The sequence below is a fragment of the Escherichia sp. E2562 genome (genome assembly GCF_005781075.1).
GTDB lineage: Bacteria > Pseudomonadota > Gammaproteobacteria > Enterobacterales > Enterobacteriaceae > Escherichia.
The window spans coordinates 329,390-344,994 of the sequence record NZ_VATM01000001.1 but is presented as its reverse complement, the minus strand read 5'-3'; the positions used below and the strand labels follow the sequence as shown (position 1 = coordinate 344,994).

Below are 15,605 nucleotides of genomic sequence, written 5' to 3'. Positions count from 1 at the left end.
TAGTAAAGTTGCACGATCTTGTAGGCCGGATAAGGCGTTTACGCCGCATCCGGCAAGAAATGAGATGCACTTTGTCAGCAATCTGAAGCGGCGTTTCTAACTCGAAGCGCCGTTTGCTTTTCCATACCTGCTAAGGATTTATCATGACCGCGTATTGGCTGGCCCAGGGCGTGGGTGTCATCGCCTTTCTGATTGGTATTACAACATTCTTCAACCGCGATGAACGTCGCTTCAAAATTCAGCTTTCCATCTATAGCGTATTTATTGGCATACATTTTTTCCTGATGGGTGTCTTCCCGGCGGGGGCCAGCTCAATCCTCAATGCTATCCGTACGTTAATTACTCTGCGTACCCGTAGTTTATGGATAATGGCGATCTTCATCGTGCTGACGGGAGGAGTTGGTCTGGCGAAGTTCCATCATCCGATGGAGCTGCTGCCAGTCATTGGCACGATTGTCAGTACCTGGGCGCTATTTCGCTTTAAAGGACTGACCATGCGCTGCGTGATGTGGTTTTCTACTTGTTGCTGGTTAACTCACAACATTTGGGCCGGGTCGATTGGTGGCACGATGATTGAGGGTAGTTTTCTGCTAATGAATGGCCTGAACATCATTCGTTTCTGGCGTATGCAGAGAAGGGGAATTGATCCGTTTAAAGTGGAGAAAACCCCTTCCGCCGTAGACGAAAGGGGCTAAGCATTAGTTTCGCAGGGCGCTATTTGCCAGACGTGCATCTTCCGCCTGGCAAGCCGCTGCGGTGAACAGCACGTCAGTTGAAGAGTTCAGTGCGGTTTCGCAGGAGTCCTGCAACACGCCGATGATAAAGCCGACGGCAACCACCTGCATGGCGATATCGTTCGGAATACCGAACATATTACAGGCCAGCGGGATCAGCAGCAGAGAACCACCTGCCACGCCTGATGCACCACAGGCACAAAGTGATGCAACTACGCTCAACAGCAGCGCCGTGGGCAGATCCACCGGAATACCCAGCGTATGGACCGCAGCCAGCGTCAACACGGTAATGGTAATGGCTGCACCTGCCATATTGATCGTCGCCCCTAGCGGAATAGAAACGGAATAGGTATCGCGGTCCAGATTTAGCTTTTCACACAACGCCATGTTTACCGGAATATTCGCCGCCGAGCTACGGGTGAAGAAGGCGTATACACCGCTTTCGCGCAGGCACAGCAGCACCAGCGGGAATGGGTTACGACGAATTTTCCACCATACCAGCAGCGGGTTAACCACCAGCGCCACCAGCAACATACAGCCAACCAGCACCACCAGCAGTTGCGCATAGCCCCACAGGGTGGAGAAACCGGTGGTTGCCAGCGTTGAAGCTACCAGACCAAAAATACCGATTGGTGCGAAACGAATCACCAGTTTCACCATAAAGGTAACGGCATTCGACATATCGTTGACCAGGTTTTTGGTGGTTTCGTTACCGTGACGCAGAGCGAAACCAAGGCCAATGGCCCACACCAGAATCCCGATGTAGTTACCTTTCAGCAGGGCGTCGATGGGGTTGGAAACCATGCTCAACACCAGCCCTCGCATCACTTCCACAATGCCTGACGGCGGGGAAATATCGCTCGCGCTACTGGACAAATGCAGGGTCGAAGGGAAGGCGAAGCTGAAGACAACTGCAGCCAGCGCGGCAGAGAAAGTACCCAGCAGATAGAGGAACAGAATAGGGCGGATATTGGTTTTCTGCCCGTGCTGGTGGTTAGCGATGGAAGCCATTACCAGCATCAGCACCAGAATTGGCGCTACAGCTTTCAATGCACCGACGAACAAAGTGCCTAACAGACCGACAGCTTCAGCGGCCGGTTTTGAGATCCATGCCAGGAGAATCCCCAGAACAAGGCCGACCAGGATTTGTTTTACCAGGCTGCCCTGAGCCAGACGCCGGAATAGCCCCGGTGAACGTTGCGTAGTCATTTTTCGATCCTTTCGTTGTGTTGTCGCACATCCCTGGTGCGTTCTGTCGACGCATCTTTCAGGATGTAACAAAGTGTTTGCCAAGTCGAGTATAAGGAAAGTTACAGCTTCGGGAAGCGAAAAATGCTGGATTTTAAAGAGAGGTCATGTTTTGCAACTTAATGGTTACATTTATTTGACATAAGCAGAGGGAAGGACTGGCTACTAAGGCTAATTAGATGACATATGGGCAAAACAATTTGGAATATGAGAACGGTTGCGCTCCTTTAATGTGCAATGCCATATAAAGTCACTGGCGCGGGGAGCGCGCAGGGGGCGGCCAATCGCTACCGCCCCCTGCACCCGTGCGGTCTTTTTGTAAAGAGCTATAAGCCGATTACATAATTAGTAGCTCATCTTTGTCTGGAATGAGTTATCTCCAGTAATGGCTTAATATACAGCGAATCATTCTCCCCGCTGCTTATCATGCCGATAATTCACCCACGCGTTGATAATAAACGTCATCACCAGAATGCCAAACACCACGCCCAGCGAAACGGCGATCGGAATATGGTAGAAGTCGACAATCAGCATCTTGATACCGATAAACACCAGAATCACTGCCAGACCATATTTGAGCATCGAGAAACGCTCTGCTACGCCCGCCAGCAGGAAATACATCGCACGCAGGCCGAGGATCGCAAACAAGTTTGAGGTCAGCACAATAAACGGGTCGGTAGTCACGGCGAAGATAGCCGGAATGCTATCCACGGCGAAAATCACGTCGCTCAACTCCACCAGAATCAGCACCAGCATCAGCGGCGTGGCATACAACAAGCCATTCTTACGCACAAAGAAATGCTCGTTGTCGATGGTGTCGGTCATACGCAAATGACCGCGCAGCCAGCGCACCAGCGGCTTGTCGCCAATGCCTGATTCATCTTCATGGGCGAGCGCCATCTTCACGCCGGTAAACAGCAGGAAGGCACCGAAGATATACAGGATCCAGTCGAACTGCGAAATCAGCCAACTGCCAGTGAAGATCATGATGGTACGCAGAACAATCGCCCCGAGCACACCATACACCAGCACGCGGCGTTGTAATGCCGCCGGAACAGAGAAATAGCTGAACAACATCAGCCAGACAAAGACGTTATCGACCGCCAGTGACTTCTCAATCAGATAACCCGTGAGGAAGGCCAGCGCCTGTGGATCGGCAACGGCGCGACCTTCGGTTTGTACCAGATACCACCAGAAAGCAGCGTTAAACAGTAACGACAGCGTCACCCAGACCAGCGACCAGGCCGCAGCCTGTTTCATGGTCATGGCATGTGCCCCACGACGCCCCTGCAACAACAGGTCGATAGCCAGCATAATGGCGACAACAACAGCGAATCCGCCCCATAGCAACGGCGTGCCGACAGTATTCATAGAAGTTCCTTACACATAAAAAAACGGCCAACGTCGGAAGACGTCAGCCGCTGCTTTTTATGCATAGACCTCGCCTTCCGGCAAGGTCTCACTTACAACAAAAAAGGAATACGTCTGCGTATTCCTTTCGGGTTGCCCGGTGACCGGATGCGATTTTTCACACATCGTAATGACGATCGACCGGCAATGAAGTTACTCCCCTTTGCAGGTAACAAAGTATGACAGACCATTCACCCAGTCAATGGTCTGTTACATGCCTTTTACACTGCTTTACGGTAACAATTATTGTTTTACGCTATCTGCCGGAAAAATCACCCCGGTCTGGCGGCGGATCTCTGTCAGCAGTTTGGCGGTGATGCGACTGACCGCCAGCCCTGGATGATCCACCAGATGCTCATCCACCAGGGTAGCGAACAGCTCTGCTTCGTAGAGCATGGTATTAATATGCTGCGGCTGGGTGAGATCCTGTATCTGGCTGCCACGCGGAACAAAGCAAACTTTCTGGCATTCAGAAAGTTTTTCAATCACCAGTGATCCCGCTTCGCCCTGAATCTCGCTTGCCAGGACAGAATCACTCACTTTTGAGTGCTGCAAGGTGACGCTGAAATCACCGTAATCCATCACCACCACGCCGTGGGCATCTACGCCGCTTGCCAGCAAACTGGCGGTTGCCTGCACGCTTTTCGGCTCACCAAATAACGCCACCGCCGACGCCAGGCAGTAAAAGCCGATATCCATAATTGAACCGTTAGAGAATGCCGGATTAAAGGTGTTGGGATTCTCACCATCCAGGTAACGTTGATACCGCGAGGAATACTGGCAATAGTTGAAAAAGACTTTACGCAATTTGCCGACTTTCGGCAGCGCCTGGCGCAACAAATGAAAGTTCGGTAGGCTGGCGGTTTTAAATGCCTCAAACAGCACCACCTGATTTTCCCGCGCACAGGCAATGGCGGCATCCACTTCCGCCAGATTCGACGCCAGCGGTTTCTCGCAAATCACATGAATTTTGTGGCTAAGGAAAAGTTGTGTCTGGGAAAAGTGCAGGGAATTCGGGCTGGCAATATACACCGCGTCAATGGCATCGCTTTCCGCCATCGCTTCCAGCGACGTAAACAGATGCTCGACAGAAAAATCATTGGCGAAGTGCTGGGCCTGTTCAAGGCTGCGGGAATAAACGGCGGTTAACTTGTATTTACCGCTCTCATGGGCGGCCTCGACGAACTGGCGGGTGATCCAGTTCGTGCCAATCACAGCGAAACGTATCATAACGCGTGGATACTCCATAAAGGGATTCTGCCGTCAATGTAGCACGCCTTTTTCATCTTCGACGTGCGCAGATACGCATTATTCTTTCGCCGGACAGCCATGCTCACTAAACGGCCCAATCATGATCGACGGCCCGAGATATTTCGGCTGGCGATGGAGGATTTTCGCGTCAATCACCGCGCTGACACGAGCGAGTTTCTCCCGCAGTTGAGTATATAAACCGTGCTTCATATTCAGATCTGGCGCGTTAAACCCGATGGCATCGATGCCGTATTGCTTTGCCAGCCAGATGGCGCGTTGGTTATGAAATTCTTGCGAAATAATGGTGATATGGTTTTCCCCAAACACCTTTTTGGCACGCACTACCGAATCCAGCGTTGAGAATCCGGCATAGTCGCAGAAGATCACTTTCGCCGGTACGCCTTTAGCGATCAAAGCCTGCTGCATACCTGATGCTTCATCGTAATTTTTACGTCCGTTATCGCCACTGACTAACAGCCATTTCACTTTTCCGGCGTGGTACAACTCTGCTGCGGTATCAATACGTCGGGTAAAGTAGCGATTACCCGGCCTGGCCCCCAGCAATAAGCCCACGTTACGCGCCGGAACGACGTTGACGTCGCTCCAGGTAAGCTGTTTGCTGGCGTTGACCATTACGCGATCGGCGATAAAAATGGTCGCTCCTGCCACAAGTAACAGTAAGCAGGCAATCTTTAGAGTCCGGCGAGAAAAACAAATACGGAGAAGAAGGCGGGCAAATGCGCGCAGCATGGTCGTTATCCTTAACGAAAGGGGGGAGGTCGATTTTAGGCGCTAAAGAAAGAAAAGGTAACGCCTGACATCATTTTCAGATTTTGTCCTGCCCAAGCGACAACTGGGTTAGCCACAGTCGGGTGTCGAACTCAAGCTGGTGGTACTGGGGTTCCATATGACAGCACAACTGGTAAAACGCTTTGTTATGCTCTTTCTCCTTCAGGTGCGCCAGCTCGTGCACCACGATCATGCGCAAAAACGGTTCCGGCGCGTTGCGAAACACGGTAGCGACGCGGATCTCCGCCTTTGCTTTCAGCTTGCCGCCCTGCACACGCGAAATAGCGGTATGTAACCCGAGCGCATTTTTCAGCACATGGATCTTATTGTCATACATCACTTTATTGATCGGCGGGGCATTGCGCAGAAACTGATTTTTCAGATCCTGAGTATATTGCCACAGCGCCTTATCGGTGGCGTAGTCGTGTGTTCCCGGATAGCGTTTTGCCAGCACATCGCCCAGACGCTGTTCGTTAATCAGCGTTCGCACCTGGGAAAGTAGCTGCTCGGGATAACCCTGAAGATAAGTAAGATTGCTCATAACCGCCCACGAAAAAGAGAAAAAGGGTATACTCACGCACCCTTTTCAGGGGCAACGTCGAAATTTTATCATTCAGGAGGGCCGATGAGCCACTTAGACAACGGTTTCCGTTCACTGACACTACAACGTTTTCCGGCGACGGATGACGTTAACCCGCTACAGGCGTGGGAAGCGGCGGATGAATATTTGCTGCAACAGTTGGACGATACAGAAATCCGCGGCCCGGTGTTAATCCTGAATGATGCTTTTGGCGCGTTAAGCTGTGCGCTGGCGGAATATAAGCCGTACAGCATTGGCGACTCATACATCAGCGAGCTGGCGACGCGCGAGAATTTACGCCTCAACGGGATTGATGAGTCGAGCGTGAAGTTTCTCGACAGCACCGCCGACTATCCGCAACAGCCGGGCGTAGTGCTGATCAAAGTACCGAAAACACTGGCATTGCTGGAACAGCAACTGCGTGCGCTGCGCAAAGTGGTCACGCCGGAAACACGCATTATTGCCGGTGCCAAAGCCCGTGACATTCACACTTCCACGCTGGAACTGTTCGAAAAAGTGCTCGGCCCGACCACCACCACGCTGGCATGGAAAAAAGCGCGCCTGATTAATTGCACTTTCAACGAGCCGACGCTGGCCGATGCGCCGGAGACCGTTAGCTGGAAGCTGGAAGGTACTGACTGGACTATCCACAACCATGCGAATGTCTTCTCCCGCACCGGGCTTGATATCGGCGCGCGCTTCTTTATGCAACATCTGCCGGAAAATCTCGAAGGTGAGATTGTCGATCTCGGCTGTGGTAATGGCGTCATTGGCCTGACATTGCTCGATAAAAACCCGCAGGCGAAAGTGGTGTTTGTCGATGAATCACCGATGGCGGTTGCTTCCAGCCGTTTGAACGTTGAAACCAACATGCCAGAGGCGTTGGATCGCTGCGAATTTATGATCAACAACGCGCTCTCCGGCGTGGAGCCTTTCCGCTTTAATGCTGTGCTCTGCAACCCGCCGTTTCATCAGCAACATGCGCTGACCGATAACGTCGCCTGGGAGATGTTCCACCACGCCCGCCGCTGCCTGAAAATCAACGGCGAGCTGTATATCGTTGCCAACCGTCACCTGGATTACTTCCACAAACTGAAGAAAATTTTCGGCAACTGCACCACTATTGCGACGAATAATAAATTTGTGGTGCTGAAAGCGGTGAAGCTGGGGCGTCGTCGATAAGATTGGGAGTTACCTGCCGGATGCGGCGTAAACGCCTTATCCGGCCTACGTTCAGCACATTACCCGTAGGCCGGATAAGACGCGGCAAGCGTCGCATCCGGCAATGTCTGCCCAGTTCTGGAATCGCGCTTCCATAAAACAAAAAATCCCAGTCACATCCTCTGCATTCTCTTGTTTAGCGTTGTTCAACGTTTATTCTTCCGTCACGCAGATAAAATCATCCGTTGCCAATCTGTCAACGGGTGTTATCATATTGCCAATTTGTCAACGGATGTGATGAAGAATGCACCTGATAACTCAAAAAGCATTGAAAGATGCTGCGGAAAAATACCCGCAACATAAAACGGAGTTGGTGGCTCTGGGGAACACGATTGCTAAGGGATATTTCAAAAAACCTGAGTCATTAAAAGCAGTATTCCCATCTCTGGATAACTTTAAATATCTGGATAAGCATTATGTTTTCAATGTTGGGGGCAATGAATTACGTGTTGTAGCAATGGTCTTTTTTGAATCGCAAAAGTGCTACATACGTGAAGTTATGACGCACAAAGAATACGATTTCTTTACCGCCGTTCATCGTACTAAGGGGAAAAAATGATTGCGATTGCCGACATCTTGCAAGCAGGAGAAAAGCTAACCGCTGTGGCACCTTTTCTGGCGGGTATCCAGAACGAAGAACAATACGCCCAGGCGCTGGAACTGGTCGATCATCTGCTGCTCAACGATCCTGAAAACCCCTTGCTGGCTCTGGTGTGTGCCAAAATAACCGCGTGGGAAGAATCAGCGCCTGAATTTGCTGAATTTAATGCCATGGCTCAAGCCATGCCTGGCGGTGTTGCTGTGATTCGTACACTGATGGATCAATACGGTTTAACCCTTTCTGATCTGCCGGAAATTGGCAGTAAATCGATGGTGTCACGCGTTTTGAACGGAAAGAGAAAATTAACGCTGGAACACGCTAAAAAACTGGCAACGCGATTCGGCATTTCCCCTGCATTGTTTATTGATTAACGCGGCCTGCCGGATGCGGCGTAAACGCCTTATCCGGCCTACGTTCAGCACGTTACCCCGAGGCCGGATAAGACGCGGCAAGCGTCGCATCCGGCACTTCAATGCACGATTTAAATCTCCAGCGCCAGCCGTGTCCCCTGCGTGATCGCCCGTCGCGCGTCCAGCTCCATAGCCACATCGCAGCCGCCGATTAAATGCACAGTTTTCCCGCTATCAATCAGCGGTTGCGCCAGCGCGCGGTTTGGCTCTTGCCCTGCGCAGATCACCACATGATCCACTGCTAACACCTGCGTTTCGCCGTTGATCACTACATGCAGCCCTTCATCGTCGATCTTCTGGTAACTTACGCCAGGGATCATCTTCACGCCGCGCGAGAGCAGGGTGGTGCGATGGATCCAGCCCGTAGTTTTGCCCAACCCTTGTCCTGGTTTGCTGGCTTTGCGCTGGAGCATCACAATTTGCCGTGGGCTACGAGGGATCTGCATGCCTTGCGGACTCAAACCTCCGGCCTGTTGCAGGCTACTGTCGATCCCCCACTCATTACAGAACTCGGCGATATTCTGGCTGGTGGATTCGCCCGGCTGACTTAAATACATCGCCGTATCAAAACCAATCCCACCACAACCGATGATGGCAACTTTGTTGCCCACCGGCGCTTTGTCGCGCAGTACATCGAGATAACTCAACACCTTCGGGTGATTGATCCCGTCAATGGGCGGAATTCGCGGTACGATCCCGCTAGCGAGGATCGTTTCATCGAACGGCTGTAACTGATCCGCCGTCACGGTGTGATTGAGTTTTAGCGTCACGCCCGTCACTTCGATCATGCGGCGGTAATAGCGCAGCGTTTCGTAAAACTCCTCTTTGCCGGGGATCTGTTTGGCGATATTAAATTGCCCGCCGATCTCGCTGTGAGCGTCAAACAACGTTACCTGATGACCACGCGCCGCCGCGTTAATGGCAAACGCCAGCCCTGCCGGACCTGCACCGACTACCGCCAGATTTTTTTTCTGCATGGCGGGAAGGATTGGCATTTTGGTTTCGTGGCAGGCGCGAGGATTCACCAGGCACGAGGTGACTTTGCCAACGAAGATCTGATCGAGACAGGCCTGATTGCAGCCAATACAGGTGTTGATCTCATCGGCTCGTCCCGATTGCGCTTTTGATAGCAGCTCCGCATCAGCGAGAAACGGTCGCGCCATCGACACCATATCCGCATCACCGCGCGAGAGAATGTCGTCGGCAACCTGCGGATCGTTAATCCGGTTGGTGGTGACCAGCGGCAGCGAGACGTGGCCTTTCAGTTTGCGCGTGACCCAGCTAAAGGCACCGCGCGGCACGGGCGTGGCGATGGTCGGAATACGCGCTTCATGCCAGCCAATGCCGGTGTTGATAATGGTCGCGCCCGCCGCTTCAATGGCTTGCGCCAGCTCTACCGTTTCGGCAAAAGTACCGCCGCCTTCGACCAGGTCGAGCATCGACAGTCGGTAGATAATAATGAAGTCGTTGCCAACAAGTTCGCGCACCGCACGCACTACTTCTACGGCAAATCGCATCCGATTGCGGTAATCGCCGCCCCACTGGTCACTACGCTGATTGGTGCGCAGCGTCAGAAATTCGTTGATCAAATACCCTTCGGAACCCATTACCTCTACACCGTCGTATCCGGCCTCCCGCGCCAGTTGTGCGCAGCTGGCGAAATCGTCGATCAGTTGCAGGATCTCTTCATGGGTGAGTTCGTGAGGAACGAAACGGTTGATGGGGGCCTGCAATGCGGAGGGAGCGACCAGATGCGGTTGGTAGCTGTAGCGCCCGGTATGCAAAATTTGCAGGGCGATTTTGCCACCTTCCTGATGTACCGCTTCGGTAATGGTGCGATGGTGTGGGATCTGGCTGGCGTCGTTGAGCATTGCGCCGCCTTCCATGCCAACGCCTGTTAAATCTGGTGCAATGCCGCCGCTGACGATCAGCGCCACGCCGTGACGGGCGCGTTCGGCATAAAACGCCGCCAGCCGCTCGGCACCGTCCGGGTATTCCTCCAGCCCGGTGTGCATTGAGCCCATCAGCACGCGGTTTTTTAACGTGGTAAAACCTAAATCAAGCGGGGCGAACAGCGACGGGTAGCTCATAAAATTGTCCAGTATGTAAAATAATTGTTATGTGGTCGGATGAGTTCTAATTTAGCCGTCGCCGGAGAAAAGGGAAAAGGGGAGTGCGGGGTTTGTGATGGGATTCAAAAAGAATACGCCCGGTGGTAACGCCGGATGCGACGCTTGCCGCGTCTTATCCGGCCTGGGGGATTGCACATGTAGGGCGGATAAGGCGTTTACGCCGCATCCGCCAGCCGTTGCAAATTACTGCTTACGGAAAAAATCGTTATACAACATATACAAATGCGCGGCACTCCAGGAGAAATTTGGTGCGCCTTGCTGTGCGCCGGTCAGCGGATTGTAATTCTCCTGAATTGGGCCATCGGCGGTTAATCCTTTGGCGTGCTGGAAGAACGTATCCGCCAGCTTCAGGGCATCATCGCGATAACCGTAACGCTCCATCCCTTTCAGACCAAACCAGAACTGATCCACCCATACGCGCCCGCGCCAGTAGATATCCGCGCCAAAGGCCGGGTTGGTTAACGCCGCCGTTCCCAGCGGGACAAAGGTGTTGAACTCTTTAGGATCGAGCATCACCTTCACCACCGCGTCGGCGTTGGCCTGCGTTGCCGCACCGTTAAACAGCGGCGACCAGCCTTCCGGCCCTTTACCGCGCTCGACAATCGGTTTGCCCGCGCAGCCGTTAGCCAGCGGTTTATCTTCAATGCGCACGTCATAGTAGAACTGTGTAGTCGGGTCGAACATACAGGTGTTGATGTAGTCCGCGAGCTGCTGTGCCAACTGGCGATAGTGCTTAGCCTCTTCCGACTTACCGAGGATGGTTGCCATCTCCGCCAGATAATGATTATCGCTGTACATATAGCTGGCCTGATCCACCGACTCCTGCAATAGCGAGTAGCCCAGCAACGTTCCGTCCTGACTGCGGTTTTCGGCGAATTTCACCGTCCAGTCGCTACGTTTGCCGCCATTAGCGACATATTTATCCAGCTGTTCTTTGTCGATAAAACCAAAGACGGCGGCATCATCACGGCCCGATTCCCACGACGCAGCGACCTGTGCCGGAATTTCCAGACTGTCGTACTGGCCTTTCTCCACCACGTGGGCGTAGTTGTTCAGCCCAGACTGCGTCTCTTCTTTGTCACCTTTTTTCACCGTAAACAGCATCTCGCCATTCTCAGTGTTGTGGGCTTTGTCGCGGGTCGCACCATATTCCGGCACGCCGTTGCCGTTATGATCGCGGTTACGTAACCACCAGTCGTGATAGGCCACCAGTTTCGGGTACATCTCTGCCAGCCAGGTTTTATCCTGGGTGACGTTATACACTTCCATCACCGACCAGGCGGCAAGGCTGGGCTTGGTATTGCGTTCGTTCCAGTTGCCACCATCGCCGCCACGCTCGGGGCTAAGGTTCCACGCTATCAGGTCGGGGACAAAGCCCACATCCTGTGGACGCACGGTGTCGCCGGGCTGGATCTGCCAGGAGAAGACCGCGCGGATATTCTCTTTGGCGATGTCCGGATTGAAATGCGCCATCGCAAACGCCTGCTTCCAGGTATCCCACGGCCAGGTCTGATTGCCGGAGAACCAGCGTCCGGTCACCGACGGCGTGACGGTGTTATATTTCACCGCGCCGCCCGGTGAGCGCCAGTTACCGTTGAGCGTTTCGATTGCTTTTACCGCGACGCGCGTCTGTTCCGGCGTCGCATCCGGATTGGTTAACCCTTTCTTCAGGTACTCTTCCCAGCGTTGCTGCGAGGCGGTGAGATAAAACGCCGGACGCGCCAGAATATCGCGGATCTGCATTTGCTCTTTGCTAACTTCCTGGGCGGTCAGCAGATGGGAATAGGTGGTATAGAGCGTCGTTGAACCGTTGATATGCGCCTTACTGGTAAAGCGATTACCGTTGATTTCAGTCTGCACCGGCAGGGATTTATGCACCTGATATTCCGATTCGCCGGAGGTCAGCAGATCCCAGGTGGCGCGCACTTTGCCAAAGGTGACTTTCAGGCCATCACGGGTGGCGCTGATTTTGCGCTGATAGTCAGGGTACTCGCCAGCAATGGTTTTATCGGAAAGCGGTTTCCCTTCTTTCGCTTCCAGTTTTTCCAGCAGTTCGCCGTCCCACACCAGATCCAGCGGTTTATTGCTGATGATTTTAGTTTCCAGTAGTGACGTGCGCGGCGTGGCGAAGCGCAGAGTCATTTCGACCTGCACATCTTTTGCTGTCAGTTTTTGCACCAGCGCGCCGGGAATACTGTATGCCTCCAGCGTGAAGTCGACTTTCTTGCCGTCCTGCCAGACGGTCAGGCGGTCGAAATTGCTGGCCATAAAGTTGATGTATTCTTCCGTCAGCAGCGCTACGCCCGGAAAACCGCCCATGGTGTTCGGGCCGTCTGGCAACAAGTGACCATGCCAGGCTCCGAGATCGAAAAACGGATTAAAACGCTGGTGGTCGTCGTAATCGTAATCCTTCATGTACTGCGGCGCGCCGGTACGGTTAATCACGTTTTTATAATTGTCGGCGTTGGCGGCATGGGCGGAAAAACTCATCAGCAGGGCACAGGCTACTGGTGTTAAAATAGTTTTGATTTTCATGAGATTACTGTCCTTATTACCAGTAGAAATATTGCATCAGGAAGATTTGGTCGCTGGGATCGTGAGAGGCATTTTTCATGTAGAAGCGGCTATCAAAAGCCGTTGCGAAACGTCCGCCGCCGTATTCGTACCAGATACCAAACTGCATGAAAGAGGTGGTTTCATCATCAGCGTGGTCAGGGCGATGTTTGGCGTAGGTGTAAGCGGTGGAGAGATAAACGCCCTTTAACGCTTCATACATGGCGCTCACCATCATCCCGCTTTCACTTCCCGGTACGTCCAGCCCGTCGGCGCGTCCGGTATGGTGCCAGGCGCGAGCGGCAAAGTTAGGGGTAAGCAGTCCCGTCAGATAGAGTTGCCCTGTGCCGTCGGTGATTTCCAGACCGTTCATCCAGGTGATGCCTTCGGCAAGGTCATACTGGATGTAACCGTTCATCATTGCCGGATAGGTGTATTTGTCGTCGTAGCGATCGTATTTGCCAAAATGTAGCCAGGCTTTGCTTTCGTCATGATGTCCGGCAGGTGTGGCGGTGACGCTATAACGAAAGTTGCCGGTTAAATTCTGCACCTTCAGCGCGGTCATAATGTCGCGGGTATTGGGAATGACGTAGCCCAGATCGGGCGTGAAATCGCCCCACCATTGCAGGTCATCCAGCGAGGAATCCTGACGCAGACTGAGCATGATTTCGGTGCCATCGTTGGTACGATAACCGCCATAAAAACGGTTAATCCCACCTTCGAAACCGCCCCAGCTATGGTCAGGCACCCAGGCATTACCGTCGTGGTCGGCCTGCACGGTCCAGCCTTCGCCGTAAATCAGGCCGAACCAGGAGCCGTACTTCATCTCCAGGCCTCCTTCAATATAGGTGCCGTCGCTGTATTTATGTTTATTCTCACCCTCTAAATCCATATATCCACCAACCCCTAATTCGCCGTAAAAACGAAATGAAGGAGAAGATGTTGAGGTAATTGCGGGTGTTTTTGTGTCGTCATGTTCTGCCGGACGTACTTCTTCGCCCATCGCAGAAAAGGCATAGCAAAACGGCAGAGCAAGTAATGCTCTGCATGGTGCAGTGATTAATTTCATTGTGTTAATCCATGAGCTAAAGAAAAAGTACAGCCTTTTATCGTTGTAATTATAAAAATAGAAAGGCAGAAACTATTTTCCCTCTCCCCATCCAGGAAGAGGGAAAATGCCTGCTCATTTTTTATTAGTCTGCTTAATCAACATTGCTGGCTGGCGTCGCTTCAATATGGCGCTCTTCAGCCGTTAATCCCTTTATATATTTACTGTATTTCCACCACGCAAATCCGAGGAAGATAACAATACCGCCGACGTTATAAAAAATGATGGTCAGAATATTCGCGCCAGTCGGGAATGTCGAAGCGACAAACCCTACGGTAAATATCGCAATCAGCATTGAAACAATGATAATACCGGTGCGGCGGGAGCCCATACGGAAATCGCGTGGCAGGTGATCTAATTTGGCGCGTAAATTCAGGTAAGCCAGCATGATGAATAACGGCGGAAGCATGGACGCTGCGGCAGTCATATTAATAATGGTATTCATCAGATCCTGCACGGTATTGGAACCGAGCATCGGGATAATCATCAGCGGGATGACGATCAGGAACTGGATCCACGCCGCGCGCGCCGGAACGCCGTTTTCGTTAAGTTCGACGGTTTTCTTACCAAAGATGCCTTCCGGGATTTCGGAGAAGAAAATTTTCACCGGTGTTGCGGTCCACATTAGCAGGGAGCCGAACATCGCGGTAAAGGACACCAGACCGACAAAGCGATTCATCAGCGCTTCCGGCAGACCAAAATACGCCGCCATGCCGTGGAATACCTGCACCGATCCACCGGTAAATTTCAACTCTTTGCTGCTGACGAAGACGTTAATCAGCACTGAGGAGACGGAATACAGTACGCCGATAAAAATCCCGGCGAGGATGATCACTTTAACGAACGATTTCGAACCGCCTTTGACGTCGTTAACGTACACCGCGACGGACTCCGCGCCACCTGCGGCCATAAAGATCCAGGTGGTAACGCCGAGGAACGCCCAGTTGAAGTTCGGGATCATCGCGTCAACGGTGATCGGATCGGCAGGCTGTACGCCGCCAACCAGTGCCGTACCTGCCAGTAAAATGTAGGAGAGCGTTAACAGCAGCATCAGCGTTGAAGTGACGGAAGTAATTGGCCCCAGCATTTTCGCCCCGTTGGTAGAAACCCAGGTGGAGAAGGCGAACAGCACCATACTAATAATAGTGGTGGCAATCGGCGTCATAATATATTCGTAGCCGAGGAAGGCATACGAAGCATAAGCAATAACGCGCGGCAACAGCGAGGTGAAAAAGAACAGATTTACGAACCAGTAGGTATAGGCAGTAATAAATGCCCAACGTCCGCCCAGCGAACTTTTTACCCATGCGTAGACACCAGCTTCTGAGTTTTTATTTAACGAAACAAATTCTGCGATGATCAAGCAGAAGGGAATAAAATAAAAAATCGTCGCAAGGAAAAACATCGGTGCCGAGGCCAGTCCAAGCTCAATATTATTATTGATAACGTTGTTAAAGCTGTAAACGGCGGCAAAAGTCAGCGAGAGCAAGCCGAATTTGCCGATTGTATTACGTTTGGTATCAGACATAACACATCTCCGAAAATGAGTAGGGTAGAGGTGGTGGCAA

General features: G+C 52.4%; 13 protein-coding genes. 4 read left to right on the top strand and 9 right to left on the bottom strand.

What is annotated here, in order from left to right; translation table 11 throughout:
* Positions 1 to 143: 143 nt before the first annotated feature.
* Positions 144 to 695 (top strand): YgjV family protein, encoded by a 552-nt coding sequence (locus FEK43_RS01570; protein WP_130210398.1) that lies wholly within the window; start codon positions 144 to 146, stop codon positions 693 to 695.
* A 3-nt stretch (positions 696 to 698) separates the two neighbouring features.
* Here the strand turns inward: FEK43_RS01570 and sstT are convergent, their stop codons facing one another.
* From sstT to FEK43_RS01545, 5 genes are all read right to left on the bottom strand, one after another.
* Positions 699 to 1,943, bottom strand: a complete 1,245-nt coding sequence (sstT, locus tag FEK43_RS01565; RefSeq protein WP_130210400.1) for a serine/threonine transporter SstT — start codon at positions 1,941 to 1,943, stop codon at positions 699 to 701.
* A gap of 444 nt (positions 1,944 to 2,387) precedes the next feature.
* Complete coding sequence (gene alx / locus FEK43_RS01560; RefSeq protein ID WP_001098805.1) at positions 2,388 to 3,353, bottom strand: TerC family membrane protein Alx; 966 nt, start codon at positions 3,351 to 3,353, stop codon at positions 2,388 to 2,390.
* Between the two features lie 282 nt (positions 3,354 to 3,635).
* Positions 3,636 to 4,622: a Gfo/Idh/MocA family oxidoreductase gene (locus tag FEK43_RS01555; RefSeq protein ID WP_135407919.1), complete on the bottom strand. Its 987-nt coding sequence runs from the start codon at positions 4,620 to 4,622 to the stop codon at positions 3,636 to 3,638.
* A gap of 78 nt (positions 4,623 to 4,700) precedes the next feature.
* The gene (locus FEK43_RS01550; RefSeq protein ID WP_135407917.1) at positions 4,701 to 5,393 is read right to left on the bottom strand and encodes a vancomycin high temperature exclusion protein; all 693 of its coding nucleotides are present in this window, start codon (positions 5,391 to 5,393) and stop codon (positions 4,701 to 4,703) included.
* A gap of 76 nt (positions 5,394 to 5,469) precedes the next feature.
* The gene (locus FEK43_RS01545; RefSeq protein WP_135407915.1) at positions 5,470 to 5,973 is read right to left on the bottom strand and encodes a M48 family metallopeptidase; all 504 of its coding nucleotides are present in this window, start codon (positions 5,971 to 5,973) and stop codon (positions 5,470 to 5,472) included.
* 84 nt (positions 5,974 to 6,057) lie between these two features.
* On the opposite strand from FEK43_RS01545, the gene rlmG reads away from it, so the two are divergent.
* From rlmG to higA, 3 genes are all read left to right on the top strand, one after another.
* A complete protein-coding gene (rlmG, locus tag FEK43_RS01540) occupies positions 6,058 to 7,194 on the top strand; it encodes a 23S rRNA (guanine(1835)-N(2))-methyltransferase RlmG (RefSeq protein ID WP_135407913.1) in 1,137 nt (378 codons plus the stop codon).
* Positions 7,195 to 7,477: 283 nt separating this feature from the next.
* Positions 7,478 to 7,792, top strand: a complete 315-nt coding sequence (gene higB / locus FEK43_RS01535; protein WP_000550189.1) for a type II toxin-antitoxin system toxin HigB — start codon at positions 7,478 to 7,480, stop codon at positions 7,790 to 7,792.
* Entirely contained in the window at positions 7,789 to 8,205 is a 417-nt protein-coding gene (gene higA, locus FEK43_RS01530) for a type II toxin-antitoxin system antitoxin HigA (RefSeq protein ID WP_130210410.1), read from the top strand. The genes higB and higA overlap by 4 nt, the downstream gene beginning before the upstream one ends.
* Before the next feature lie 110 nt (positions 8,206 to 8,315).
* Here the strand turns inward: higA and fadH are convergent, their stop codons facing one another.
* From fadH to FEK43_RS01510, 4 genes are all read right to left on the bottom strand, one after another.
* Positions 8,316 to 10,334 (bottom strand): NADPH-dependent 2,4-dienoyl-CoA reductase, encoded by a 2,019-nt coding sequence (gene fadH, locus FEK43_RS01525; protein WP_138158410.1) that lies wholly within the window; start codon positions 10,332 to 10,334, stop codon positions 8,316 to 8,318.
* A gap of 225 nt (positions 10,335 to 10,559) precedes the next feature.
* A complete protein-coding gene (gene ygjK, locus FEK43_RS01520; protein WP_131160930.1) occupies positions 10,560 to 12,911 on the bottom strand; it encodes an alpha-glucosidase in 2,352 nt (783 codons plus the stop codon).
* Between the two features lie 16 nt (positions 12,912 to 12,927).
* The gene (gene ygjJ, locus FEK43_RS01515; RefSeq protein ID WP_135407911.1) at positions 12,928 to 13,998 is read right to left on the bottom strand and encodes a protein YgjJ; all 1,071 of its coding nucleotides are present in this window, start codon (positions 13,996 to 13,998) and stop codon (positions 12,928 to 12,930) included.
* 133 nt (positions 13,999 to 14,131) lie between these two features.
* Positions 14,132 to 15,565, bottom strand: a complete 1,434-nt coding sequence (locus FEK43_RS01510) for an amino acid permease (protein WP_130260144.1) — start codon at positions 15,563 to 15,565, stop codon at positions 14,132 to 14,134.
* Positions 15,566 to 15,605: the final 40 nt, after the last annotated feature.

Excerpts from the sequence above, each read along its gene's own strand:
- FEK43_RS01570 (WP_130210398.1), top strand. The coding sequence starts at position 144 with ATGACCGCGTATTGGCTGGCCCAGGGCGTGGGTGTCATCGCCTTTCTG.
- sstT (WP_130210400.1), bottom strand. The coding sequence starts at position 1,943 with ATGACTACGCAACGTTCACCGGGGCTATTCCGGCGTCTGGCTCAGGGC.
- alx (WP_001098805.1), bottom strand. The coding sequence starts at position 3,353 with ATGAATACTGTCGGCACGCCGTTGCTATGGGGCGGATTCGCTGTTGTT.
- FEK43_RS01555 (WP_135407919.1), bottom strand. The coding sequence starts at position 4,622 with ATGATACGTTTCGCTGTGATTGGCACGAACTGGATCACCCGCCAGTTC.
- FEK43_RS01550 (WP_135407917.1), bottom strand. The coding sequence starts at position 5,393 with ATGCTGCGCGCATTTGCCCGCCTTCTTCTCCGTATTTGTTTTTCTCGC.
- FEK43_RS01545 (WP_135407915.1), bottom strand. The coding sequence starts at position 5,973 with ATGAGCAATCTTACTTATCTTCAGGGTTATCCCGAGCAGCTACTTTCC.
- rlmG (WP_135407913.1), top strand. The coding sequence starts at position 6,058 with ATGAGCCACTTAGACAACGGTTTCCGTTCACTGACACTACAACGTTTT.
- higB (WP_000550189.1), top strand. The coding sequence starts at position 7,478 with ATGCACCTGATAACTCAAAAAGCATTGAAAGATGCTGCGGAAAAATAC.
- higA (WP_130210410.1), top strand. The coding sequence starts at position 7,789 with ATGATTGCGATTGCCGACATCTTGCAAGCAGGAGAAAAGCTAACCGCT.
- fadH (WP_138158410.1), bottom strand. The coding sequence starts at position 10,334 with ATGAGCTACCCGTCGCTGTTCGCCCCGCTTGATTTAGGTTTTACCACG.
- ygjK (WP_131160930.1), bottom strand. The coding sequence starts at position 12,911 with ATGAAAATCAAAACTATTTTAACACCAGTAGCCTGTGCCCTGCTGATG.
- ygjJ (WP_135407911.1), bottom strand. The coding sequence starts at position 13,998 with ATGAAATTAATCACTGCACCATGCAGAGCATTACTTGCTCTGCCGTTT.
- FEK43_RS01510 (WP_130260144.1), bottom strand. The coding sequence starts at position 15,565 with ATGTCTGATACCAAACGTAATACAATCGGCAAATTCGGCTTGCTCTCG.